At 45.2% G+C, this 24765-nt stretch carries 21 protein-coding genes and 4 tRNA genes; 7 read left to right on the forward strand and 18 right to left on the reverse strand.

Annotated features, from left to right (window positions below):
• Positions 1 to 146: 146 nt before the first annotated feature.
• From hflC to orn, 15 genes are all read right to left on the reverse strand, one after another.
• Positions 147 to 1025: a protease modulator HflC gene (hflC, locus tag FLM48_RS18320; protein WP_179025657.1), complete on the reverse strand. Its 879-nt coding sequence runs from the start codon at positions 1023 to 1025 to the stop codon at positions 147 to 149.
• A 2-nt stretch (positions 1026 to 1027) separates the two neighbouring features.
• Positions 1028 to 2170 (reverse strand): FtsH protease activity modulator HflK, encoded by a 1143-nt coding sequence (hflK, locus tag FLM48_RS18325; RefSeq protein ID WP_179025658.1) that lies wholly within the window; start codon positions 2168 to 2170, stop codon positions 1028 to 1030.
• Positions 2171 to 2214: 44 nt separating this feature from the next.
• Positions 2215 to 3513, reverse strand: a complete 1299-nt coding sequence (hflX, locus tag FLM48_RS18330; RefSeq protein WP_028774847.1) for a ribosome rescue GTPase HflX — start codon at positions 3511 to 3513, stop codon at positions 2215 to 2217.
• An 18-nt stretch (positions 3514 to 3531) separates the two neighbouring features.
• Entirely contained in the window at positions 3532 to 3813 is a 282-nt protein-coding gene (gene hfq, locus FLM48_RS18335) for an RNA chaperone Hfq (protein ID WP_028774848.1), read from the reverse strand.
• Between the two features lie 88 nt (positions 3814 to 3901).
• Complete coding sequence (gene miaA, locus FLM48_RS18340; protein ID WP_218645354.1) at positions 3902 to 4795, reverse strand: tRNA (adenosine(37)-N6)-dimethylallyltransferase MiaA; 894 nt, start codon at positions 4793 to 4795, stop codon at positions 3902 to 3904.
• 35 nt (positions 4796 to 4830) lie between these two features.
• A complete protein-coding gene (gene mutL, locus FLM48_RS18345; RefSeq protein ID WP_256870974.1) occupies positions 4831 to 6702 on the reverse strand; it encodes a DNA mismatch repair endonuclease MutL in 1872 nt (623 codons plus the stop codon).
• Complete coding sequence (locus tag FLM48_RS18350) at positions 6699 to 8027, reverse strand: N-acetylmuramoyl-L-alanine amidase (RefSeq protein ID WP_084632602.1); 1329 nt, start codon at positions 8025 to 8027, stop codon at positions 6699 to 6701. Before FLM48_RS18350 ends, mutL begins: the two co-directional genes overlap by 4 nt.
• Before the next feature lie 6 nt (positions 8028 to 8033).
• A complete protein-coding gene (tsaE, locus tag FLM48_RS18355) occupies positions 8034 to 8489 on the reverse strand; it encodes a tRNA (adenosine(37)-N6)-threonylcarbamoyltransferase complex ATPase subunit type 1 TsaE (RefSeq protein WP_179025660.1) in 456 nt (151 codons plus the stop codon).
• Positions 8490 to 8593: 104 nt separating this feature from the next.
• Positions 8594 to 10069, reverse strand: coding sequence for an NAD(P)H-hydrate dehydratase (locus FLM48_RS18360; RefSeq protein WP_179025661.1), 1476 nt, complete (start codon positions 10067 to 10069; stop codon positions 8594 to 8596).
• 231 nt (positions 10070 to 10300) lie between these two features.
• Positions 10301 to 10756: a hypothetical protein gene (locus FLM48_RS18365; RefSeq protein ID WP_028774853.1), complete on the reverse strand. Its 456-nt coding sequence runs from the start codon at positions 10754 to 10756 to the stop codon at positions 10301 to 10303.
• A 631-nt stretch (positions 10757 to 11387) separates the two neighbouring features.
• Positions 11388 to 11463, reverse strand: a tRNA-Gly gene (locus tag FLM48_RS18370).
• A 14-nt stretch (positions 11464 to 11477) separates the two neighbouring features.
• Positions 11478 to 11553: transfer RNA gene (locus FLM48_RS18375), tRNA-Gly, on the reverse strand.
• 14 nt (positions 11554 to 11567) lie between these two features.
• Positions 11568 to 11643: transfer RNA gene (locus tag FLM48_RS18380), tRNA-Gly, on the reverse strand.
• Positions 11644 to 11690: 47 nt separating this feature from the next.
• Positions 11691 to 11766, reverse strand: a tRNA-Gly gene (locus FLM48_RS18385).
• 104 nt (positions 11767 to 11870) lie between these two features.
• Complete coding sequence (gene orn, locus FLM48_RS18390; RefSeq protein WP_179025662.1) at positions 11871 to 12416, reverse strand: oligoribonuclease; 546 nt, start codon at positions 12414 to 12416, stop codon at positions 11871 to 11873.
• 114 nt (positions 12417 to 12530) lie between these two features.
• Here orn and rsgA point away from each other — a divergent pair, with 114 nt between their 5' ends.
• From rsgA to FLM48_RS18415, 5 genes are all read left to right on the forward strand, one after another.
• Complete coding sequence (gene rsgA / locus FLM48_RS18395; protein WP_179025663.1) at positions 12531 to 13586, forward strand: small ribosomal subunit biogenesis GTPase RsgA; 1056 nt, start codon at positions 12531 to 12533, stop codon at positions 13584 to 13586.
• A gap of 53 nt (positions 13587 to 13639) precedes the next feature.
• A complete protein-coding gene (gene asd / locus FLM48_RS18400) occupies positions 13640 to 14503 on the forward strand; it encodes an archaetidylserine decarboxylase (RefSeq protein WP_028774856.1) in 864 nt (287 codons plus the stop codon).
• Between the two features lie 8 nt (positions 14504 to 14511).
• Positions 14512 to 15390, forward strand: coding sequence for a DMT family transporter (locus tag FLM48_RS18405; protein WP_028774857.1), 879 nt, complete (start codon positions 14512 to 14514; stop codon positions 15388 to 15390).
• A 167-nt stretch (positions 15391 to 15557) separates the two neighbouring features.
• Positions 15558 to 18755 carry a mechanosensitive ion channel domain-containing protein gene (locus FLM48_RS18410; RefSeq protein ID WP_179025664.1) on the forward strand — a complete coding sequence of 1066 codons (3198 nt, stop codon included), beginning with the start codon at positions 15558 to 15560 and terminating at the stop codon, positions 18753 to 18755.
• Positions 18756 to 18794: 39 nt separating this feature from the next.
• Positions 18795 to 19493, forward strand: a complete 699-nt coding sequence (locus FLM48_RS18415; protein ID WP_179025665.1) for a glycerophosphodiester phosphodiesterase family protein — start codon at positions 18795 to 18797, stop codon at positions 19491 to 19493.
• Positions 19494 to 19569: 76 nt separating this feature from the next.
• Here FLM48_RS18415 and FLM48_RS18420 read toward each other — a convergent pair whose 3' ends face one another.
• Positions 19570 to 19902 (reverse strand): DUF3392 domain-containing protein, encoded by a 333-nt coding sequence (locus tag FLM48_RS18420; protein ID WP_179025666.1) that lies wholly within the window; start codon positions 19900 to 19902, stop codon positions 19570 to 19572.
• A gap of 50 nt (positions 19903 to 19952) precedes the next feature.
• Between FLM48_RS18420 and FLM48_RS18425 the strand changes: the two genes are divergently transcribed.
• Both FLM48_RS18425 and FLM48_RS18430 read left to right on the forward strand, forming a co-directional pair.
• On the forward strand, positions 19953 to 20879 hold the full coding sequence (locus FLM48_RS18425) for a D-2-hydroxyacid dehydrogenase (protein ID WP_179025667.1): 927 nt from the start codon (positions 19953 to 19955) through the stop codon (positions 20877 to 20879).
• A gap of 244 nt (positions 20880 to 21123) precedes the next feature.
• Positions 21124 to 21315, forward strand: a complete 192-nt coding sequence (locus tag FLM48_RS18430; protein WP_028774862.1) for a bacterioferritin-associated ferredoxin — start codon at positions 21124 to 21126, stop codon at positions 21313 to 21315.
• Between the two features lie 91 nt (positions 21316 to 21406).
• Here FLM48_RS18430 and parC read toward each other — a convergent pair whose 3' ends face one another.
• Together parC and FLM48_RS18440 are read right to left on the reverse strand one after the other, a co-directional pair.
• A complete protein-coding gene (parC, locus tag FLM48_RS18435) occupies positions 21407 to 23674 on the reverse strand; it encodes a DNA topoisomerase IV subunit A (protein ID WP_179025668.1) in 2268 nt (755 codons plus the stop codon).
• A 14-nt stretch (positions 23675 to 23688) separates the two neighbouring features.
• Entirely contained in the window at positions 23689 to 24735 is a 1047-nt protein-coding gene (locus tag FLM48_RS18440) for a sorbosone dehydrogenase family protein (RefSeq protein WP_256870975.1), read from the reverse strand.
• Positions 24736 to 24765 lie beyond the last annotated feature (30 nt).

Below are 24765 nucleotides of genomic sequence, written 5' to 3' on the forward strand. Positions count from 1 at the left end.
AATAAACGCTAATCTGGGCTGCTTTAACCAGATATCAACAATAATAAAAACTAAAACGGTTATAGTAATTGATGCTAAATTAGCAGCTTAGACGTGATAAATAAAAAAAGCCCGAACTAGTCGGGCTTTTTTAATGCTAACAGGATTTATTTAGCTTGCGAGGTCTTCATATACTTGAAGAAGTCACTATCAGGTTCAAGCACCATTACGTTGCCTTCACCTTGGAAGCTGTTCTTGTAAGCATCTAGGCTACGTAAGAAGCCAAAGAACTCAGGATCTTTGTTGTATGCGTCTGCATAAATTTTTGCAGAAATCGCATCACCTTCACCTCGAACTTCCAATGCTTTACGTTGCGCTTCAGCTATCTGAATGGTGACACCAGCGTCTGTCTTAGCACGAATAATCTCAGCCTGTTCCTTACCTTGAGCACGATGCTCTTTAGCAACGGCAGTACGCTCGGCGCGCATACGTTGATAAATACTCGAACTGACGTTCGCAGGTAAGTTAATTTGCTTGACTCGAACGTCAACCACTTCAATACCCAAATCTTCTGAGCTTTCCATGGCATTATTCAATGCATCTTGCTGCAACTCATCACGGCTACCAGAAACAATTTCAGTAATCGTGCGACGACCAAACTCTGTACGTAGGTCGTTGTTGATTTTACGTTGCAGCAATGACTCAGCTTGAGCTTTATTACCACCGTTGGTCGATAGATAGTATTTCTCGTGATCGGCAATACGCCACTTCACATATGAGTCAACCATCAAATCTTTCTTCTCAGAGGTTACAAAACGATCCGCAGCGCCGTCCATGGTTTGAATACGTGAATCTAAGAACTTAATCTTGTCGATTCCCGGTATTTTAAAGTGCAAACCAGGTGCATAAATGCGAGTTTCGCCACCATCTTTAAGGATCTTACCAAAACGAGACACAATTGCGCGCTCGCCTTCGTTAACCACGATAAGAGAAGACAAACCTACGGCAATCAGAATAGCCACGATAATTATGGTTAATCTACCCATGATTAATTTCTCCCCTGACGTACACGTTCAGAACGTGAAGAACGACCATCAAGTGGTAAACCATGGTTCACCATGCTATTGCTACCAGTGCTTGCGACAGGCTCTGTCATCACTGGTTGCGCTGATGTTTTACCACTGTTTTGCTGCATTAGCTTATCAAGCGGTAGATACATCATGTTGCCATTATTCTTTGCATCAATAAGAACCTTATTGGTGCCAGACATCACTTCTTGCATTGCATCGATGTATAAACGGCTACGTGTTACTTCAGGTGCAGCTTGATACTCAGGTAGTAGCTGCTCAAAACGAGCGACCTTACCGCGAGCTTCTAGGATTTCACGCTCTTTATAAGCGTTAGCCTGTTGCTCCATACGCTGAACTTGACCACGTGCTTTAGGCTCGATTTCACGCGAATATGCTTCAGCTTCACGAATAAAGCGTTGTTCATCTTCTTGTGCAGCAATAGCGTCATCGAAGGCGTCTTTTACTTCTTCTGGCGGACGTGCCGGCAAGAAGTTAACGTCAACAATGTTAATACCCAGTTTATATGGCTCGATAATACGCTCGACTTCTTCCCACGTATCGCGACGAATTTGGTCACGGCCAGTAGTCAAAATGTCATCCATACGGTTATGGCCCACGACATATCTCAAGGCACTGTCTGTTGCTTCACGCAAACTTTCGTTAGCGTCGACAGCACTAAATAAGAATAGATAGGGATCAACCACACGATATTGAACATCGAGTTCAACTAAAACCACATTCTCATCCGATGTTAAAATCGTACCTGACGCTGGAATAGAGCGAACAGTACTGACGTTAACAGGAAAAACTTCGTCGATGAATGTCGCTTTCCATTGCAAGCCTGGTTCAACTTCACCGATATATTGGCCAAAACGCAATGCAACGCCTTTTTCAGCCTCTTTTACGGTGTAGAAACCTGATAGTCCCCAAACAGCGATTGCTATTACGAGCACTATACCGATACCGAACGAGCTTACACTCGGTCCAGAACCGTTTCCTTTCCCCCCAAACTTTTTGGAAAGATTTTTAAAAACTTCATCTAAATCTGGTGGTCCCTTGTCGTTACCACTTTTATTTCCCCAAGGGTCTTTTCCCTTGTTACCGGGCTCGTTCCAAGCCATTTAGCACTCCATAGGTGTATGAATTAAACGAGATTACTAAAAAACTACTCTACTGCGGCTGATTCCACAACAAAGGTCTCTAACTCCCCTTGGCTCTGCTTAACAAGACGATGCCAATCGGCCTCAATCATGCGTACAGACAAAATACAGTTCCCCAGATCGTCATACTCTTTCTGCTGTATTACATCAAGTCGATAAAACTGACCAAGATAATGTCCGGCTGTTGCCGGGACTTGAAGATCAACCTCAACAATCGACTGACCAACAAGTTGGTTAATCGCTGTCTTTAGCTCTTCCAAGCCTTTGCTTTGTTGAGCCGAAACCCAAACCCGCGTTGGTAAGCCTTCAGAATCGAAATCAATCTTAGGACTTACCTCTTCCAACAAATCGATTTTATTACAAACAACCAATTGTGGAATTTCTTCTGCACCGATCTCTTTGAGCACGTGTTGTACTTGCTCAAAGTTATCTCCCATATTCTCATCTGCCGCATCAACAATGTGCAGTAATAAATCTGCTTCTCTTGTTTCTTGCAGTGTCGCTTTAAAAGCGGCGACTAAGTCATGGGGTAGATGGCGAATAAACCCGACCGTATCAGCTAAAATGACTGAGCCATCTTGAATCTCAAGCTTTCTTAGCGTTGGATCCAAGGTCGCAAACAGCTGATCTGCCGCATACACATCCGATACCGTCAGTGCATTAAATAGTGTCGATTTACCCGCATTGGTATATCCGACTAACGACACGGTAGCTAAATCACTGCGCTTACGTGCACGACGACTTTGCTCGCGTTGCTTATCTACTTTTGCCAGCCGCTTATTAATGGTCTTAATTCGACCACGTAATAAACGCCTATCCGTTTCTAACTGAGTTTCACCTGGACCACGTAAACCAATGCCGCCTTTTTGGCGCTCAAGGTGAGTCCAGCCTCGAATCAAGCGCGTCGACATGTGGCGCAATTGCGCTAGCTCCACCTGCAACTTACCTTCGTAAGTACGCGCTCTTTGGGCAAAAATATCTAAAATCAGTGTCGTTCGGTCTAACACACGACATTGGCATAACTGCTCAAGATTACGTTCCTGGGCAGGGCTCAATGCATGGTTGAAAATCACTACATTAGCCTCAGTCGCTGAGACCATTGCAGCTAATTCTTCGGCCTTCCCCGAACCGACAAAATATTTACGATCCGGTGAACGACGGCTTCCCGTGATCACGCCTACAGCTTCGGCACCTGCCGACTCCACTAATAATTGCAGCTCGGTAATATCTTCCCGACTGTCTTCATCAGAAAAGTCGATATGGACAAGTACTGCACTCTCTCCCGCCTCATAGCGATCAAACAAAAAGCAAACTCCTTAAAATTACTGTTGTTCGTTGTCGTCACTTGGGGTGTTAAAACCACCGGCCTGGTTAGGCGTACCGTGATGACCGCCAACCTTAAATGGGCGTGCTGGCACAACAGTAGAAATGGCATGCTTGTATACCATTTGACTCACTGTGTTTTTCAACAAAATAACAAACTGGTCAAATGACTCAACTTGTCCTTGAAGCTTAATACCGTTAACCAAATAAATTGATACTGGAACGTGCTCACGTCGTAGCGCATTCAAAAATGGGTCTTGTAAAGATTGCCCCTTTGCCATTTTATAATTTCCTTTTTATTAATAAATCAGTAAAAACCGATACAACATAAAATTTTGTTTGGTTTTAGTATTATATAGAGTGACATATTTAGCTAGCAGCATGCGCCATTAAGCGAGATATATTGCTCTCATCGCCACTTTCTAGCCAATTTAGCTCTGGCCACCCTCTCAACCATGTTAATTGACGCTTAGCCAATTGCCTAGTAGCAACAACCGCTTTTTCGACCATTGTATTATAGTCGTAGTCCCCATCGAGATATTGCCACACTTGACGATAACCCACACAACGCATTGAAGGCAGATCTAAATGTAAATCGCCGCGAGCACGTAACTGCTCAACTTCTTCAATGAATCCTTGATTTAACATCAATTTGAATCTTTGTTCTATAGAAAGATGTAACTGTTTCCGATCTTTTGGCGAAATCCCAAACTGGGACACAGTATAAGGCAGGGCTTCTGACTTAGTTTGTGTTAATTCAGTCAAGGACTTACCGGTTATACGATACACTTCAATTGCCCGTGATAACCGTTGTGGATCATTTGGATGAATGCGCTTAGCCGCCACTTCATCCACTGTCGCCAATTCATCATGCAATGCTTGCCAACCTTTTGCATCAGCCTCGAGTGCGATTTGTGCCCGAATAGCTTCATCTGCTGCTGGTAATGGCGATAATCCTTCCAATAAGGCCTTAAAATACATCATGGTGCCGCCAACAAGTAATGGCGTCTTACCTTTTGCCAATATCGCTTCAATTTCAACTAGCGCATCTTGGCGGAAATCCGCGGCTGAATAGCTTTCACTGGGATCGCGAATATCAATCAAGCGATGTGGCGCTCGCGCAAGTTCTTGCGCATCGGGTTTAGCACTGCCGATGTCCATTTGGCGATAGATTAAGGCTGAATCTACAGAGATAATTTCACAGTGATGTTGCTCAACCAATTCAATGGCAAGTGCCGTCTTACCTGAGGCGGTTGGCCCCATTAACGTTACAATCTGTGGTAAACGTTTATCTGTCACTAATTTTGCTCTGCTATCCAGTTTTGCCAAGGCAATGCCTTAGCTTGAGTAAATATTGAATCTTGTTCTGCTTGGCTCAATGTCGACAGTGCCAGCCAAACATCGGCCGCTGAGCTAAACTGCTCTTGGCTTTGGGTGACGAGCCAATTGATCATCGCTTCATCACTCGGTTCCTCAAAGCGTATCCATTGGATCAACTCTGGAATAATCTTAGCCAATTGGCTCTTTCTTAAATATGGGGGCACTTTCTTAATTATCAACTGCCCTAAACGAATTGTTACTTCAATACCGAGTTTACGAATCAACTGCTCACGCTCGGTAAGCGTTGCCTGCCAGTCTTCATCAGCTGCTACCGATACCGGCATCAACAGCGGTTGCCCAACTAGGCCACCTGCGAGTTTATGTTGTAGCTCTAGCGTTTTTACCGTATCGGCTACATCATTAATACTCAGTAACTGCAATGACTGATCGGCACAAATCACCCAATACTGCCCATCGAGTACCGCTGGCATATCTGTCGGCTGCGGTTGTTCACTCGAGTCGACCTTTGGCGTTGTTAATAGTTGTGCATAGGCATCAACCGCCGCTTGGCTAGGTAACTCAACGTCGGCTCTAGCCGATGCTCTCCCGCCTGCTGCACCGCGAGAATAGTCGCTGCGCCCATAATCGTGGCGGCTTGATTCACTTGGCGCTTGATAAGGAGTAGGCGCACGCTCTTGAATACTTGCGCTTATCTCTGGCGCTAACGGCTTAACCACTTCATTAGCACTGTGACTCGTTTCAGCTTGCTTGGTAAGGCCAATGTCATGGGCACTGGCTATCACTTGGGCTTGGTTATCTTGTTCCGCCTCTAAGGGTAACGAAACAAGCTGAATTAAAGCTGACTGCAACGCTTGTAAGATGAAATCGTGTACATAGCGACTCTCATGAAAACGCACTTCGTGCTTAGCAGGATGCACATTGACATCCACTTGATGCGGGTCGATATCTAACATCAATACAAAGCCAATTTGCTCATGAGTCATAAACTCGGCAAACGCTTGGCGTACTGCGTGATTGACTAAGCGGTCTCGTACTAAACGACCATTTACGTAAAAATATTGGGTATCGTTGGCACTGGCTTCAAAACGAGGCGATTGAATATAACCACTTAATCGGAGCCCGTTATGACTACAATCCACTTTTAATGCTTGCTCGGCAAAACGTTTGCCACTGACTTGGGCCAAGCGCTGTAAATACTGATCTTCTGTTTTAGCTGCGCGGTAATTGCGTACCTGCTTACCATTGTGCTTTAAAGTAAAGTGAATTTCGCTGCGCGCCAAAGCAATCCGCTTAAGCCACTCATCAATATGGGTAAACTCTGTCTTGTCACTCTTTAGGAAGCGGCGCCGAGCTGGGGTATTGAAAAACAAGTCAACCACCGACAACGTGGTCCCCACTGGATGGGCGGCAGGCAAAATCTTGACCGCCATCTCTGAGCCTTCAGCATAGGCCTGCCAAGCTTCTGTTTGCTCCGCGGTTTTGGAGGTAAGCGTCAGCCTCGATACTGAACTGATACTGGCTAATGCCTCACCGCGAAAACCAAAGCTTAAAATGGCATCGAGATCATCTAATGTACTCAGTTTAGACGTCGCGTGACGCGACAGGGCCAAGGACAACTGCTCTTTGGCAATCCCTGAACCATTGTCTTGAATTTTTATTAACTTGCTGCCGCCCTTGTCGATCTCTATATCAACACGAGTCGCACCGGCATCTAAACTGTTTTCTACCAGCTCTTTAATCACCGACGCCGGTCTTTCAACAACTTCACCTGCAGCAATCTGGTTAGCGAGTTGAGGCGGCAATATCTGAATCAATTTTTCGCTCATCATGCCCTTGGTATAACTAGTTTTTGACCCACTCTTAGCATGTCGGATTTTAGATTGTTGGCTTTTTTAATGCTGGCGACCGTCACTTGGTAACGGTGAGCAATAACCGACAACGATTCGCCAGAGCGCACTTTGTGGCTGCGAGAGCTTTTACTTGCCATCAAGGTGTCACTGGGCGGATTATTCTCAAAATAGCGCAACACACCACGATGAACCGCATTGGCAATATTGTTTTGATGCTCTCGCTGAGTCAGTAAACGCTCTTCTTTATGATTGGAAATAAAGCCCGTTTCAACCAAAATCGAGGGAATATCTGGCGACTTAAGCACACCAAAGCTTGCAGATTCTGGCTTGTGCTTATGTAACTTAGTGACTTTACCAAGGTTGGCCAACACATCATCGGCGATGTTATGACTAATCGCCATTGATCTATCCATCGACATATCCAGCAAAGTCATTGCTAGGTATTGCTCATTGTCGGTGTTTTGAATGATTTCTCCAGCACCGCCCAATAACTCTGAATGTTTCTCTTTATGCTCTAACCAGCGACCAATTTCACTATTGGCCCGCCCCATTGATAGCACCCACACTGAAGCGCCACGCGGTTGTGGTGAAGTAAAAGCATCCGCGTGAATAGAAATCAGTAAATCAGCCTTACTGTTGCGGGCAATCTCAGAGCGGCGGTTAATATTGACAAAGTAATCACCGGTGCGGGTCATCACCGCCTTCATACCTGGTGTACTGTTGATTTTAGCTTCAACTTTTTTAGCAATTTGTAGCACTACCCGTTTTTCATAGGTGCCTTTGGGCCCGATAGAGCCTGGGTCGTCGCCACCGTGGCCCGCATCGATGGCGATAACAACATCCCGCAGCGCATTGGTTGGTTTCTTGTTTACCGTAGCTGCCGAACTTGCTTTGGTGCCACCAGCATCTAAATCAACCACCAGACGGTTGCCGTAAGGAGCGGTGGGCGGTAACGCAAATAAGTTAGCTTTAACGGGTTTGGTGAGATCGATAACCAGACGTAACGTGCCTTTTGCTGGCGGCTTACTGGTCCGCACCTGCTTGACCAGTTTACTGTTATTGCTGATTTTTTTGAGATCTAGCTTGGTCGATGCGCCTTTTAAATCCACGACTAAGCGATAAGGGCTCGTCAGGGTAAAGTAACTGTAATCAGCCGCTTTTGAGAGGTCGAACACCACCCGAGTTGATTCTGGCGCAGCCCAAATACGCACACCATCTAATTGATTAGCGGCAGCAACCCCTGCGGACAGGCACAGTAAAAATATGAAACTAACAAATTGTATTTTTAGCGCTTTATTTGTCATTTTTTATTATAGGCTTTGTAAAATCCGCTCACCTTTTTCAGACTCTGCGGTCAGTGTAACTTTACGGTTTTCCCCTTGGTACACCAATTCAAGTTTAACATCGGCTGCGGGCAATAACCCCTCACCTCTATCGGGCCACTCGACGAGACATAGGCTCGTGGGAGAAAAATAATCCCTAATTCCCATAAACTCTAGCTCTTCAGGATCACTTAAACGATACAAGTCAAAGTGGTAGACCTCCATACCGTCAAGTTCATAAGGCTCAACAAGTGTGTAAGTCGGGCTTTTCACTGCCCCTTTATGGCCCAAACTCTGGATAATACCGCGACTAAGGGTAGTCTTGCCCGCCCCCAACTCACCATATAAATACAAGGTAGTTGGCGCATCAAGTACTTTGGCTAAACGCAACCCAAAGGCAACAGTTGCAGTTTCATTTTCTAATTCAAATGCTAATGACGACATAATTTCCACAATAACAAAACAAACGGCACGCCGACGATAATACGCTACTTTACCGTAATCAGTCGCTTATCTAAACAAACATTAGCCTAATTTAATTTTAAACACTACAACTCATCCACTAAGCGACGTATATGGACGAATAAATCACTAGCCAGCATGCCTCTCATTCCATCTACGGCCGCGCACTCTGCTGCTCGCCCGTGAATCACCACCGCAGCTGTCGCAGCAGCCATAGGTGACATTTTTTGCGCCATAAGCGCAGCAACAATACCGCCTAATACATCACCGCTGCCACCGCTGGCTAACCCCGCGTTCCCTACTGGGGCAACATGGCAAACCTCACCATCATAAATTAGCGTGCCAGGCCCCTTTAGCACTACCACGCCACCATACTTGGCCTGAATGGCCTCAACAGCAGCAAAACGGTCCTGTTCAACCACTTCAGTCGCCACACCGAGTAATCGCCCCGCTTCGGCCGCATGGGGGGTAAGCACCCAATTGTCATGTCGTCTAGGTTCTGCGCTTAAAAGATTGAGAGCATCGGCGTCAACCACACAAGGCTTGTCACATAAGCCTACAGCTTTGAATAGGTTATAACCCCAATCCTGTTGAGCTAGACCTGGACCAATTAGCAACACATCTGCCCAGCCTAAGCGCAGATAAACTTCCATATCGACTAGTTCACAACCCCAGAACATGAGCTCAGGCCGACCAGCACTTATCACTAAATGGTGACTGGGGTGTGACACTACGGTCACTAAGCCGGCTCCTGAGCGCAAACAAGCCTCAGCCGCTAAGCGAGGTGCACCAGACATGCCCTGGTCGCCACCGATAACAGTGACTTTTCCGCACATGCCTTTATGGGAGTCATGGGGCCGATAAGGCAGCCCCACGGGCACTTCCTCCGCCGTGACATTAATGACTTTGGAAGGGGCTAATTGGCTCGACAAGCCGATATCAGCAAACACCAGTTCACCCACATGCTCACGGGCCTTGCCGGTAATTAACCCCTGCTTCAACGCTCCAAAAGTAATCGTCATATCGGCCTTGATGGCACAACCACCAAAACCAGTGTTACCGTTAATACCAGAGGGAATATCTAAGCTAAGCGTCCACGCTTGACAGCCATTAATGCGTTCAATCACCGCTGCCATGCTGCCGGATATGTCGCCGCTAAAGCCGGTACCGAGCAAACCATCAACAATACAGTCAGCCTCTAGCAACACTTGCTCAATGTCAGTACTGACCCGGCCACCCACAGCAATGAAATCGGCTTTACTTTGTGCTAACCCCTGACTGACATTGTCACGCTCCAAGCAAAATAAACTCACCGTTTTTCCCGCTTCGAGTAATAAAGTGCCAATGGTGAACGCATCTGCGCCGTTATTGCCATAACCCGCAATGATGGCGATTTTACCATCGACTTTATGCTGTTGCTGCAGCAGGGACAAACTCGCCGCGGCAGCGCGTTCAATCAAATCATGCTCGGTGATCCCAGTTTCAATAAGTTGCAACTCGGCTTGCTTGACTTGCTCACAGGAAAAAAGCGTCGCGGGTAATTCTTGTTGTTGATAAAGCATTAAGCCGGTCTCCATTGATAAAGGGACTTGGCAAAGTAATCACATTGCCCACATTTATTAAGGTATATACATAGTAGAATATGAGCCTTAATTTGAGATTAGATTCCCGTTAATCAGCACTAATTTACAAAAACTTGATCTCACGCAGGCATTGCGATGTAAATCGACGTTAGTTCATGAAAAAAAGACCAAAAAAAAGCACCGTTACGGTGCTTTTTCAGGTCGGCAAGTTTATAGGTCGTCCATGCGAATACTGCTATGCACTAACCTTTGCTGTTGAATTTTCTCCACTCGCACTAAATCATCAAGGGCACCTTTAACATCGCTAGACACCGAAGAATTGGCCGTTTTCTCTAACAGCCCAATAAGACGATTCTCTAAATCGAGGTGCAAGTTGAGCACATCTTCTTCACTCATATTCGCGGTTAAACTGGTTTGCTTACAAAGTGCGATAAAGTCTTCAAAAACAATATCGTTATACCAAGTATCAAGTAGTTTTGCAGGAGCATCTTCGATATAGCTTTCTAGCTTCTCTGCCACGGTAAGTTGCTGCTGTCTAAAATACTCAAGAAGCATCTTCACCCGTGTAGAGTCAGCATCGGTATGCAAGCGCTTATACAAGCTACCCATCTCATGGCGACATTTTGCGACATAAGACAATTGCTCCCCAAGCTGTTGAAAACGAATCATAATGTACTCCTTTCATGCTTACTTAGCGTAAATTTTCAATGATTAAAGATATTATGCAGTCATTGCCCACAACATAATTTGAACAATGTCATAGTTTAGTCAGTTGCCCTTCTTACATTAGCAGAAGATAAAGAAACTATTTTGTGAATCACGAAACATCGACAAATGGGATACAGATCGACTTTTGCGCTCGCCCGCAAGCGTTAGCAATGCGTTAGAAAGAGTATGTTGTTTAAGAGAGGCTCGAACCGATGACCTATACCTCGGCACAAAGAATGGTATCAGCTCTTTTAATAAGCGCAACTGAGCGAATGTCGTATAAATTTTTAAATTGGAGAGTAAACGGGGAAGGTTGGCGCGAGTTCTTTTCAGGTAAGAGTGGGTTCGAACCGATGATCGATACCTTGTCACAAAAAACGGTATTAGCTCTTTCAATAAGCGCAACTGAGCGAATGTCGTATAAATTTTTAAATTGGAGAGTAAACGGAGGAAGATTGGCGCGAGTTCTTTTCAGGTAAGAGTGAGTTCGAACCGATGATCGATACCTTGGCACAAAGAACGGTATCAGCTCTTTCAATAAGCGCAACTGAGCGAATGTCTTTAAATCAGAGGATTAAACGGGGAAGATTGGAGCGACATATCGGGTTCGAACCGATGACCTATACCTTGGCAAGGTATCGCTCTACCAACTGAGCTAATGTCGCGTAAATCTTTAAATTGGAGCGACATATCGGGTTCGAACCGATGACCTATACCTTGGCAAGGTATCGCTCTACCAACTGAGCTAATGTCGCATAAATCTTTAAATTGGAGCGACATATCGGGTTCGAACCGATGACCTATACCTTGGCAAGGTATCGCTCTACCAACTGAGCTAATGTCGCTTAAATCTTTTAATCTACAGCATTTGGTGATGCTATAAATTGATATTTGGAGCGACATATCGGGTTCGAACCGATGACCTATACCTTGGCAAGGTATCGCTCTACCAACTGAGCTAATGTCGCTTGTCTACTCATCACTAACGCAGTCGCTAGCAAAAAGTTGAGGCCGCATTATAGGAGAATTTCATCTCTTCGCAACCCCTTCTTGAAAATATTCTACTGTTTGGTCAAATTTTAAATACTTTGTCACGATAAAACTGCAATTCTGCGATAGATTCCTGAATATCAATCAACGCTTGATGGGTACCGCGCTTGGTAAAACCTTTCATCACTTCTGGATCCCAACGCTTAACTAACTCTTTTATCGAACTGACATCAATATTGCGATAATGAAAATAATCTTCTAGTGCTGGCATGTGGCGATTCATAAAACGACGATCTTGGCCAATACTGTTGCCGCACATTGGTGATACGCCTTTAGGAACGTATTGAGATAAAAAGGCGATCGTCTGTTCAATCGCATCAGCTTCACTATAAGTGCTAGCTTTAACACGTTCTATCAAACCTGACTCACCATGATGCTTAATGTTCCAATCATCCATAACCGACAATGCTTCATCGGTTTGATGAATCGCAATAACCGGCCCTTCGGCAAGAATATTGAGCTGTGAGTCGGTGACTATGGTCGCGATTTCAATGACACGATCAACCGTTGGATCTAACCCTGTCATCTCCAAATCAACCCAAATTAGATTGTTTTCATCCGCAACCATAAAGATACCTTATTGTTCCTGTATGCCTAAATTCAGGCTTTTTTGTTCTAGACCGTGTATCATACTGCTTTTTTAACAGACACAAAATAACCTTCTACTTTTGATGACAATACTGTGAGCAAAAAGAAACCATTAAGTCATGGTCAGCGCCGCCGAATGCGCGCCAATCATGAAAAGCGATTACAACGACGCGCCGACGATAACCAAGCGCCTGAACTACAGGATAGTTCACTCGGCCCAGAACAGCTCGGCACAGTGATCTCCCGTTTCGGTCAACACGCTGACGTAGAAACAGAAAGTGGTGAGCTGGTACGCTGTAATATTCGACGCAATATTCAAAGTTTAGTCACCGGTGACAAAGTTATCGCACGTCTTGCACTAGAGCAAACCAGCACAATTGCTGGGGTGATTGAAGCCGTGCACCCACGGCACTCTTTGCTTTCTCGGCCTGATTTATACGACGGCATCAAGATTATTGCTGCCAATATCGATCAAATATTGATTGTCTCCTCGGTAGTGCCTAGTTTTACCACACAAATCATTGACCGCTATTTAGTTGCGGCAGAAGATACCGGCATTAGCCCAGTTATTGTGCTCAATAAAGTGGACTTAATTAGCGATGAAGAGGCGGCCAGCATAGACGCAGCATTAGCGCGTTATCAAGATATTGGCTATAGCGTTTATCGAGTCAGTAGCAAAACCGGTGAAGGCGTCGAGGAGATCCAGGGGCTACTCAATGACAAAGTCAGTGTTTTCGTTGGCCAATCTGGTGTGGGTAAATCCTCGCTCATTAACGCACTGATGCCAGATGCTGAATTGCTCACCGGTGATATTTCAGAAAACTCAGGCTTAGGTCAACATACCACCACCACAGCGAAATTATTACACTTCCCTCACGGTGGTGACTTGATTGACTCACCCGGTGTACGAGAATTTGCCCTCTGGCATCTTCCTGCTGAACGTGTGGGTTGGTGTTTTATAGAATTTAGGGACTTTTTAGGTACCTGCAAATTCAGAGACTGTAAACACAAAAACGATCCAGGCTGTGCCATCACCCAAGCATTTGAAGCCGGCGAGATAAGCGAAGACCGTTATAATAATTATCATCGTATAATTGATAGTCTTGATGAACAACGCCATGCCCGTCATTTCCGTAGCGAAGATGACTGATCTATATAGAAAAACGCGCTTAGTTAACGCAATGCATTTTAAAGGAAAAGAGAGTGGACAAAGTTAAAATAGCCCTACAATATATTTTGCCAAAACACCTTGTTTCGCGACTTGTAGGAAAGCTGGCCGCAGCCGAACTAGGCCGCATCACCACCAGCGTGATCACCTGGTTTATTAAGCAGTATAAAATCGATATGAGCGAAGCGGCCCGCAGTGAGCCGTCAGCGTATTCGAGCTTCAATGAGTTCTTCACTCGAGAGCTTAAGCCTGGCATCCGCCCTATCTATGACAACGATGAATACATTGTTCACCCTGTCGATGGTGCAGTGAGTCAACTCGGTCCCATCAAAGACGGACAGATCTTTCAAGCTAAAGGTCATGAATATTCATCACTTGCACTTCTAGGTGATCAGGCCGAAGATGCTAAGCGTTTTGAAGACGGTGATTTTGCCACTATCTATCTAGCGCCAAAAGATTATCATCGTATTCATATGCCAATTAAAGGCACGTTATCAAAAATGACCTATGTGCCAGGTGAGCTGTTTTCGGTCAATCCGCTAACCGCGGAAAATGTGCCGGGACTCTTTGCCAGAAACGAGCGTGTGGTTGCCATATTTGAAACTGAAATTGGCCCAATGGCCATGGTATTGGTTGGGGCTACGATTGTCGCGAGCATTGAAACAATCTGGGCAGGTACAGTCACGCCGCCTACTGGCAAAAAAGTATTCACTTGGGATTATCCCACAGAAGGTCCTAATGCATTGACCTTAGATAAAGGCGCAGAAATGGGGCGCTTCAAGCTAGGTAGTACGGTTGTCATGTTATTTGGTAAAGATGCCTTAGATGAATTTGCCGATGGTGTAGAACCCAAAGCCGTCACCAGAATGGGGCAAGCATTCGCTAAAATAGAGGATTAGTCACTCAATTGAATAAGCCGTCGAATCAACATTCAGGTTTAATTGAATTACATATCGCGGTGCTACTGTTCGGTGGCACTGCATTATTCTCTAAACTGATTGCTTTATCAGCCCTCGATATTACCCTCATTCGCTGCTTTATTGCCGCGATAGTGCTGGCCTTAATCGTTAAACTTAACCGCCAACCTCTCAAACTAAAGCACTGGCGTGAATACGCGGTAGCAATCGCCCTAGGCATAGTGGTGAGCTTACATTGGGTAACCTATTTTGCCTCAATGCAGATGTCATCGGTGGCGATCGGCATGATTGCCTTTTTCTCCTATCCGGTTATGACGGTATTAATTGAACCTATTATCAACCGCACTCGTATCGAAAAGGTTGATATCATCAGCGGCCTTGCTGTGCTCATTGGGGTGACATTATTAATTCCCGAAGCCAGTTTAGGTAACGAGGTGACCTTAGGCATTGCCATTGGCGTGTTGTCTGCGTTGCTATTTACCGCGCGCAACCTGATGCATAAACGCTACTTTTCTCAATATAGCGGTGCAAAAGCCATGTGCTACCAAACTGCAGTCGCGGTCGTTTTTCTTGCCCCTTGGCAACAAGTTGAACTTGCCAGTATTAGCAATACCACTTGGGCTATGCTTGTTCTGCTGGGCATAGTTTTCACCGCTGCGCCCCATGCCCTATTTGCCGCAGCACTAAGACAACTAAGTGCTAAAACCGTTGGGCTAGTATCTTGCTTACAGCCCTTCTACGGTACCGTTTTAGCGCTATTAGTGTTGCATGAAGGGGTTGATGTCAAAACAGCCTTAGGTGGCTTGCTTGTAGTCGCAACAGCAATCTTTGAAACCCAGCGCGCGCATAAGCATCAGCGCCCTCGATAATAGCGGCGGCGTAACACAAACCATCGTTATAGTGACAGCGCTAGAGTAAGACATTTAACACAATCTGCGCAGCTTGTTGTACAAACTCATCGACTTAGCATTTCTTTATCGGTCCGATAGTATAAACTTGTAAGCAATCGCCTTTGTTGCCATGCAAATCATCAATTATGTTGCGCCTTTTATTTGTTTTACTGTGTTTATATAGCTCAACTCTATTAGCTAACTCACCGTTACAGCTAGACAAACGTTTGGGTAATAATTCCCAAAACGAGCCTAGTGTATTGTCGCTAGATCAACAGATAGCCCAGCTGCAATCACAGCTCAAAGAACAGCAATTGCTCGCACGAAGTTATCAAGCCAGTATCGATAACTTCCAAGAGCAAAAGCAAAGTTTAAAGTTGCAGCTGCAAGAGGCTAAAAAACCGCAACAATACAACCGCCAGCAAGAGATGAGTCAGCAAGCATCGCTGGCTTATTTGCGCCTATCTGAACTTAAAGAGATTGACAGCAATTTAACGGTAGATATTACAGCTCACCTACAACGCCATGAACGGCTGCCAGGTGCAATTCGTGATGCAAGAGAACAACTAGCGCAACATAAAAAAGCCAGTATTGATAGCAACAGCGACACGCAATTGCAGACGGCGCAGCGTCAATGGCTCAGTCAAACTGTCGAAACGCTGGAGCTGGAGCTTGCCAGTAATCAAAAACGCACCGACCTTAGTCGGTTGCAGCAAATAGTGGTGCGCGAACAACTTGCACAACAAGAGCGACTGATAGAAGCAATCAACTATCAAATCAGTCTGCAGCGCCAGCAACAAACCAATGCCGCCATTGCTGCAAGCCAAGTGGCGGATGACTATTTGATTGACCCCAGCATTGCTGAAATCAACTCACAGAACCAGCAGTATGCAAAGCAATTACAACAACTAACACTTGATACCAATGCCGCGGTAAAGCTACAAGAGCAAGCCGAAGCGCAGTATCAACTGCAAGCTAAACAGTTAACCAATATTCAACAGCAAATTGGCTTAATTAAGCTAAATTCGGCCTTTGGTGAGCGGTTTTTACGGATACTACAGTCATTACCTAAGCCTCCCAGTTTAGACAAGCTCAATAATAAAATCGCCAATGCACGCTTGGCGCGGTATCAAATAGAGCAAGATCAAACACTACACGTTCAGCAAAACCAGTTTAATGTCTCTGACAGCGATGTAGCAGACAAGCTACTGAATGCGCAGCACAAGCTGCAACAACAATTGCTGGATAATTATGATCTGTACGTCAGTGAACTGGCAGACTTACGCATTGTTTATGAGCAATTGAATCAACAGTACGTACAATTAAAAAATACCCTCAATGAGCACCTTTTTTGGATAGCAAACGCCAATAGCATCGATAAAGCTTGGTTTACCGACCTGATTCAAAGCAGTCGTTGGTTTATTCAGCAAGCGCCATGGACACAGCTTAGCGATTCAATTGATGAGCAAAGCCAACTTTGGTCATGGTGGGTGATCATTTTTGTACTCTGCTTGGTATTTCAAGATATTCTCTCACCCAAATTTAGCGGCAGCTTGAGCCGCAATATCGCCCATGTTGGTAACGTAACCCAAGATAGATTTAGCTACACACTCAGTACCTTGCTTGTCACCATAGGCTATAGCATCATTAAGCCAATACCGGTGGTGCTTGCTGGTATTATCTTTTACCTGTCCTCGCACAATTTTGTATCCGCCATGGGTATGGCCATTCTTGCTATCGGCTTAATGTTCCTACTCTATCGTTTCACCTATTTACTTGCCGATGATAACGGTTTGCTCATTGGCCACTTTAAAGCGCACGCCACCACCATTAAAGCCGGCCAACAGAAGCTACGCTCTCTGACCTTTATTGCCATTCCGGTCATTGGCGTACTCGGCTTTACCGAAGTACTTGAGACCTCGCTAATCCGTAACAGTTTAGGTCGAGGCGCGTTTATTGTTTTGGCAATCATGTTGGTGATTTTTTATAAGGACCTGCTTAATGTCTCCAAGCATGACTCGCACTATCACCAAAACGATAAGAATAAACGACTACTGCAAAAACTGTTATGGGCCATCTTATTAGTGACACCTATGGTCTGCGCTGTGTTAGCTTTTAGAGGTTATTACTACACCGCTTTTCAAGTGTTACTGCAGCTACAGCTGTCGTTAATTCTATGGCTAAGCTTTATGTTGCTGTACCAACTGATTAAACGTTGGATGCTCATCGAACGCAGGCGCATTGCATTTGATCGGGCTAAAGCCAAACGGGCAGAAATCATCGCCCAACGTGAAAAAGATGAAGACACAGTCAACCCAAATAGCGAACAAATGGAATATGAAGAGCCTGTGGTGGACCTAGAAACGATTTCTAGTCAGTCACTTGGGTTAATGCGATCTATTCTGCTATTGGCCTTCTTAGCCAGCTTGGTGGGCTTATGGACACAAACCCATACAGCACTGTTTTCTTTTTTAGATGGCATTACCCTGTGGACGAGCAACAGCATTGTTGACGGCATTTCAGAGACCGTGCCCATCACGTTAAAATCGCTATTGTTGGGGCTAATTATTGTGGGCTTCTCATTAATGGTCGCCACCAATCTGCCCGGCCTGCTTGAATTAACCATTCTGCAGCGATTAGATTTAACCCAAGGAACCGGTTTTGCAATCACCACGGTGAGCCGTTACTTAGTAGTGTTTATTGGTACCTTAACGGGCTTTTCAACCTTAGGGGTTGAGTGGTCGAAATTGCAATGGCTCATTGCGGCACTCTCTGTTGGCTTAGGTTTTGGCTTGCAAGAGATCTTTGCCAACTTTATCTCAGGCTTGATCATTTTATTTGAAAAGCCGGTGCGGATAGGCGATACCGTCACCATTAGGGATCTCACCGGCACGGTTAGTAAAATTCAAATCCGTGCAACCACCATTATCGACTGGGACCGTAAAGAAATTATTGTGCCCAATAAGGCATTTATTACCGAACAGCTGATCAACTGGTCGCTGTCGGATCCGATAACTCGGGTTATCGTTTACGTTTCTGTTGCCAGAGATTCCGATCCCGCCAGAGTAGAAGCCGCCTTATACCAAGCAGTAAAAGAGTGTGATGAAGCCTTAGACACCCCCGAGCCAGAGGTCTGGTTTGCAGGGTTTGGTAAACATACTCAAGATTATGAGGTAAGAGCCTACGCCAAAGATATGAATGCTCGTTGGCCGCTACGCCATATTTTACATAAGAAAATTAGTAAGAAGCTGCAAGAGAATCACTTAGAGTTGGCTTACCCGCAGCTTGAAGTACACGTTAAAAATAACCAAACCAAAGATGCTCAAAGTATTCTACGTGGTTAATCAGCTAAGTTGGCTAACTGAATTTTAAGAGGCTAAAAAGTGCTTGTATTTGCTCATCGTGGCGCCAGCGGTTATGCACCAGACAACACCCTAAGTGCAATGCAAAAAGCGATTGCCTTAGGCTGCAAGGCCATTGAACTTGACGTTCAAAATGTGGCGGGCGAGTTAATGTTATTTCATAACCGCTGGCTCGATGGTGAAACAAATGCCAATGGCCTAATCGAGTCACTCGACCGACAGAGCATTGCTCAGGTAATGATTCAAGGCCAACCATTGGCCAACTTATGGCAAGTGCTGCAATTGTGTCAGCACCACGAAATATTAATCAATATTGAGCTTAAAGGGATGAACAGCCTAGCGCCATTTTTGGCTCTCTATCCCAAAATGCTCACAGAGCTTAACTACCCGATAGAGCGGTTACTGATTTCATCGTTTAACCATAAATTCTTGCAGTCGGTGAAGCAGCGCTACCCTAGTGCACTTATCGCACCGTTGCTAGAAGGCTTACCCATCGACAATGCAGCCATTGGCAGCCAGCTCGATGCCTACTCGATTCACCTTGATATCAACTTTATTGATGCTGAGTTTGTCCGTGACGCTCATCAGCGTGGCTTGAAAGTCTATGTTTATACGGTTGATAAACCCCATGACATCGCCGCAATGCATGCATTAGGCGTCGATGGTATTTTTAGTAATTACCCTGATCAAGCACAGCAATACATCACATCGCTTAGTTAACCACCTCAGTCTGTCAGTTGAGCGTTTAATGGCTAAGATCTATTTAATTGGCTGACGCGCTTGAATTAGCTGCTTTTCATGATTGATTATTTTTTTGTGCCCAAACACCAATGAATGTAAAAATAGCGACTAAAATCAGTAGTAAGTAAACAGAAGAGAGCTGGCTAAGTAAGCTCGCTAGCCAAGGTGTAGCGGCCACGATTAGTAGGCCAAAACCAAAGGCATTAATTAAAATAAACACCAATGTACGTAAAATAAAATTTCTACCTACAAGCTTTCGGCGTAAAATACGATTAATATCGCCACCAAAAACAACTAAAAAGCACGCGATGATGGCAGTGGAAATTTCGGTTAACCAAGGATACAGCTTGGTACCAAGTTGATGTAAAAATGAAATAAAATGCTCCATAGGCGGGTCCATGTATCTAGGTCTAGGGAAAGAATATAGGGGGAGACAACATGGGACACAAGCTACTATTGCTTACGAGTGACAATCAACGTTACCGTGACTTGCTCAATTCGTGTCATTTGCCCAACCTCACCTTGTTAGGCGATGAGCCAGCAAGTATCTATCAAGCTGATATATGGTTAGCAGAACCGCCGCTCGCCGCGCCATTAATTGGCCATGCGAAAAACATTAAATGGATGCAATCTACTCATGCGGGCGTGGACTCTTTGGTCAAACCAAGGCAGCGCAAAGATTATCAACTCACCAACGTTAGAGGCATTTTCGGCCCCTTAATGAGTGAATACCTTTTTGGTTATTTACTGGCCCACCAGCGACACCATCACAAGTACAAAACCCAGCAAGCGGAGAAAATATGGCTACCAGCCAATTTTAAATCACTACAAGGACAGCGATTATTGCTCTTGGGGACTGGTAATATTGCCAAGCATATCGCACAAACTGCCAAACACTTCGGCATGCTTGTCACCGGAATAAATCGGGGAGCGAAGCCAACGAAAGGCTTTGATGAAGTTGATACTTTAGCAAACCTATCACTGCATTTACCCCAAGCCGATGCGGTAGCATCCATTTTGCCAAGTACGCCGCAAACTCGTGACGCATTGAATGCTCAAACACTGAGCTTAATGAAACCTGAGGTTATTTTATTCAACCTAGGCCGCGGTGATGTACTCGACCTTGACGCCTTGTATCAGCAGTTCAATGCTAATCCCTTACAACAGGCCGTTTTGGATGTCTTCAATCAAGAGCCGCTGCCACAGGAGCATCCCATCTGGAATTTAGACAATGTGGTGATTACTCCGCATATCGCAGCCCCGAGTTTTCCAGAACAGGTCGTAGAGATTTTTGCTAATAACTATCATAAGTTGATAAAAGGTGAGTCACTCAGTCACGAAGTTAACTTTGAGCGCGGTTATTAGCAAGCAGCCCCGACTACAATCACACCCTTTAATGGCAAGCTTCAAGCTTGCCATTTTTGATCATAATAACGCTCAATGGCTTGTGCGGTGACTTATATCGCGTTTGTTTTGCCAACTTGAAACCGATCACAACTTTTAATAACACAGCTAATGACTCAAGATTAAGATCTATAACCGAGAGTTATTAGCATTGAGAATCGTTTTCATTTATACTTACAGCATCGAAATCAAGAGAGTGTTTAAGATGTACGTTTGTCTTTGCCATGCTGTAACAGATACCCAAATTAAAGAAGCCGTTAGTCAAGGTGATATGTCCCTTGCTGATGTAAAAAAGCGTCTTGGTGTGGGCAGTCAATGTGGTAAATGTACTAAGATGGCGACCCAAGTCATCGCTGCACAACTTGATGTTGAACCTAATTACTATGAAGTCGCCTAGCGCAAACAGTATTCTACGCTGAGTTAATATTGCACTTGTGACTCATATAAAAAAAGCTGCCTAGGCAGCTTTTTTTGTGGGTCAAAAATGCCTATATACTCGGCTCGCCTTCACCCAGCTCAACACTATCAACTCGCTGTAACCCGCGTGGTAACTTAGCACCACGACGACCTCGTTCACCGCGATAATGCTCTAAATCACTAGGCTTAAGGGTTAACTTACGTTTACCCGCCCACAATGTCACTGCGGTACCTTCTGGCACGACGTGTAGATGGATCAATAGTTCTTCACGACTTTTGGCTCTGTCGCTTGGAATACCAATAATCTTATTACCTTTACCCTTGGCCAATTGCGGCAAAGCGTCCATAGAGAACAGTAGCATCCGCCCTTCATTGGTGATCGCTAAGATAGACTCATTACGAGACTTATCAACACGCTGCGGAGATAAAACCTTAGCATTAGCTGGTAAACTTAATAATGCTTTACCCGCCTTATTGCGCGACACCATATCTTTATAGGCACCGACAAAACCATAGCCAGCATCTGATGCAAGTAGGAAGTATTGCTGCTCATCACCTATCACCACATGAGAGATAGTCTCTCCCGGTGACAAATTAAATCGGGTAGTGATGGGCTCACCTTGGCTGCGCGCAGACGGTAATGTATGTGTATCGGTGGCAAAAGCACGGCCAGTAGTACCAATAAAGACGCTGGCATTATTACTTCTACCCGCTGCCGCACAAAGGAAGCTATCGCCCGCTTTATAGGACAGGGCACTAGGATCAATATCGTGGCCCTTCGCACAACGTACCCAGCCTTTTTCAGATAAAACCACCGTAACGGCTTCAGCTGGAACCAATTCTTGTTCTGTCAGCGCCTTAGCTTCGCTACGCTCAATCAAAGGTGAACGGCGATCATCCCCATAGGTTTCGCCATCTTGCTTGAGTTCTTTCTTGATTAACGTCTTCATGCGTCGCTCAGAGCTTAATAGCAGCTGTAACTTATCGCGCTCTTCTTCAAGCTCGCTCTGCTCTGCTTTAATCTTAAACTCTTCTAGCTTGGCAAGGTGACGCAACTTAAGGTCTAAAATCGCATTTGCTTGTAACTCGGTTAAAGAGAAACGAGCCATCAACTCAGCTTTAGGATCTTCTTCGTTACGAATGATCTCAATCACTTCATCGATGTTTAAGAACGCAATCATCAATGCATCAAGAATATGCAAACGCGCGAGCACTTTATCTAAGCGGAACTCGAGCCTTCTGCGTACGGTTGTCATACGGAAGGTTAGCCACTCAGTGAGTAACTGCTTCAAACCTTTGACCTGTGGGCGGCCATTAAGACCGAGCACATTGAGATTAACTCTGAAGTTCTTCTCTAAATCTGTGGTAGCAAATAAGTGGGTCATCAGCTGATCAATATCAACTCGGTTTGAACGCGGTACAACAACAATACGAACCGGGCTTTCATGATCAGACTCATCACGCAAATCCGCCACCATAGGGAGCTTCTTAGCCTGCATCTGTGTGGCTATTTGCTCAAGAATTTTACCACCGCTAGCTTGATGCGGTAATGCGGTGATCACCACTTCACCGTTATCGTTATGGTAAACCGCACGCATTTTGATTGAGCCACGACCGGTATCATAAATCTTGGCAATATCTTTAGCCGGAGTAATAATTTCGGCGGCGGTTGGATAGTCGGGTCCTGGAACAAACTCCATCAGCCGAGCTAAATCAGCTTTAGGGTTATCCAATAACTCGACACAAGCACTGACCAATTCACGAGCGTTGTGGGGTGGAACATCGGTGGCCATCCCCACCGCAATACCGGTAATACCATTGAGTAAGATATGTGGCAGTCTTGCAGGTAACACCAATGGCTCTTTCATAGTGCCATCAAAGTTAACTCCCCAATCGACGGTACCTTGGCCTAGCTCGGTAAGCAGAACTTCTGAAAATTTAGATAATCGCGCCTCGGTATAACGCATCGCAGCGAATGATTTAGGGTCATCGGGTGCACCCCAGTTACCTTGACCATCAACAAGTGGGTACCGGTAAGAGAACGGCTGAGCCATCAATACCATGGCTTCATAACACGCACTATCACCATGGGGATGATACTTACCCAATACATCACCAACAGTACGCGCAGATTTCTTATGTTTAGATTGTGCCGATAAGCCTAACTCACTCATCGCATAGACAATACGGCGCTGAACAGGTTTCAAACCATCACCAATATGCGGCAAGGCTCGGTCCATAATGACGTACATTGAGTAATTTAAGTATGCATTCTCAGTAAAGCGTCGCAGGGGCATTTGCTCAACCCCATCTAAGCTTAGATCTATCGCATCACTCATTGATTAATATCCTGTTAGTTAGCCGTATCAGGCTCGGTGTTTTGATTATTTTTATAATAAAGGCGATAAATATTGCCTTTTAGGTCATCGGAAATATACATCGCCCCATCCGGTGCGGTGACCAAGGAGTGCGGTCTTGCTACCGGAAACTCTCCATCAAGAAAACTGACCACGGTACTGCGCTTAACCACTTCGTTATCTTCAATTGTTAACATCACAATTTGATAGCCAATCTTACTGGAGCGATTCCAAGAACCGTTTTCAGCAACAAACATCTGCTGATGATATTTCTGTGGAAATTGTTCACCACGATAAAAGTGCATACCCATTGGCGCGACATGGGCGGGTAATTCATATTTTGGTAAGGTTATCTTGAGATTTTCAGGGCGCTCATAAGCCGGCTCTTCTACCGTAGAGGCATGCAAATACGGAAAGCCAAAATGAGCCCCGGTTTGCTCTACTCGATTGATTTCATCCGGTGGAATTCGATCCCCCATCCAATCTCGACCTAAATCGGCAAACCACAAGGCATTGTCTGCTGGTGCCCAATCAAAACCAATTGCTCGTCTAATTCCAGTCGCAACCTGTTCGGTTTCACCGGTCTCAATATCAATAGCAATAATACTGGCAAACGGCGCCTGTGCTTCGCACACATTACACGGCGCGCCTATTGATACGTATAAACGACCATCGGGGCCGAAATGCATGGCTCTGCGGCTATTGTTTGTTTGCTCAGGTAAGCGGTCATACACCTCTTTGCCTCGGCCGGGTCGACGCAAGCGGTTTTCAATATCAACATAACGCAATATGCGATCTTCTACCGCGACATAGAGATCGCCATCTCGAAAGGCTATGGCCTCAGGATTGTCTAGGTTTTTGGCAATCACATAGCGCTTATCAACTCGGCCATCGGCATTATTATCCACTAATGCAGTGACAGTGCCTTTTTTATAAGAACCAACAAATAAAGTGCCCTTGTCACCAACAGCCAACTGCTTGGCGTCTCCAACCTCTGAGGCATATAGAGTCAGGCCAAATCCTTTGGTCACGGTAATCATCATCGGCTGACCTTTGGCCCAAACAGCTGAGGG

Origin of the sequence: Shewanella sp. Scap07 (assembly GCF_013394145.1) — a bacterium.
In the GTDB taxonomy this organism is placed as follows: Bacteria; Pseudomonadota; Gammaproteobacteria; order Enterobacterales; family Shewanellaceae; genus Shewanella; species Shewanella waksmanii.

Excerpts from the sequence above, each read along its gene's own strand:
- hfq (WP_028774848.1), bottom strand. The coding sequence starts at position 3,813 with ATGGCAAAGGGGCAATCTTTACAAGACCCATTTTTGAATGCGCTACGA.
- FLM48_RS18420 (WP_179025666.1), bottom strand. The coding sequence starts at position 19,902 with ATGGAGCATTTTATTTCATTTTTACATCAACTTGGTACCAAGCTGTAT.
- FLM48_RS18410 (WP_179025664.1), top strand. The coding sequence starts at position 15,558 with ATGTTGCGCCTTTTATTTGTTTTACTGTGTTTATATAGCTCAACTCTA.
- FLM48_RS18350 (WP_084632602.1), bottom strand. The coding sequence starts at position 8,027 with ATGACAAATAAAGCGCTAAAAATACAATTTGTTAGTTTCATATTTTTA.
- mutL (WP_256870974.1), bottom strand. The coding sequence starts at position 6,702 with ATGATGAGCGAAAAATTGATTCAGATATTGCCGCCTCAACTCGCTAAC.
- hflK (WP_179025658.1), bottom strand. The coding sequence starts at position 2,170 with ATGGCTTGGAACGAGCCCGGTAACAAGGGAAAAGACCCTTGGGGAAAT.
- parC (WP_179025668.1), bottom strand. The coding sequence starts at position 23,674 with ATGAGTGATGCGATAGATCTAAGCTTAGATGGGGTTGAGCAAATGCCC.
- tsaE (WP_179025660.1), bottom strand. The coding sequence starts at position 8,489 with ATGTCGTCATTAGCATTTGAATTAGAAAATGAAACTGCAACTGTTGCC.
- orn (WP_179025662.1), bottom strand. The coding sequence starts at position 12,416 with ATGGTTGCGGATGAAAACAATCTAATTTGGGTTGATTTGGAGATGACA.
- miaA (WP_218645354.1), bottom strand. The coding sequence starts at position 4,795 with ATGGGGCCAACCGCCTCAGGTAAGACGGCACTTGCCATTGAATTGGTT.
- FLM48_RS18360 (WP_179025661.1), bottom strand. The coding sequence starts at position 10,069 with ATGCTTTATCAACAACAAGAATTACCCGCGACGCTTTTTTCCTGTGAG.
- FLM48_RS18425 (WP_179025667.1), top strand. The coding sequence starts at position 19,953 with ATGGGACACAAGCTACTATTGCTTACGAGTGACAATCAACGTTACCGT.
- FLM48_RS18440 (WP_256870975.1), bottom strand. The coding sequence starts at position 24,735 with ATGATGATTACCGTGACCAAAGGATTTGGCCTGACTCTATATGCCTCA.
- hflC (WP_179025657.1), bottom strand. The coding sequence starts at position 1,025 with ATGGGTAGATTAACCATAATTATCGTGGCTATTCTGATTGCCGTAGGT.
- FLM48_RS18430 (WP_028774862.1), top strand. The coding sequence starts at position 21,124 with ATGTACGTTTGTCTTTGCCATGCTGTAACAGATACCCAAATTAAAGAA.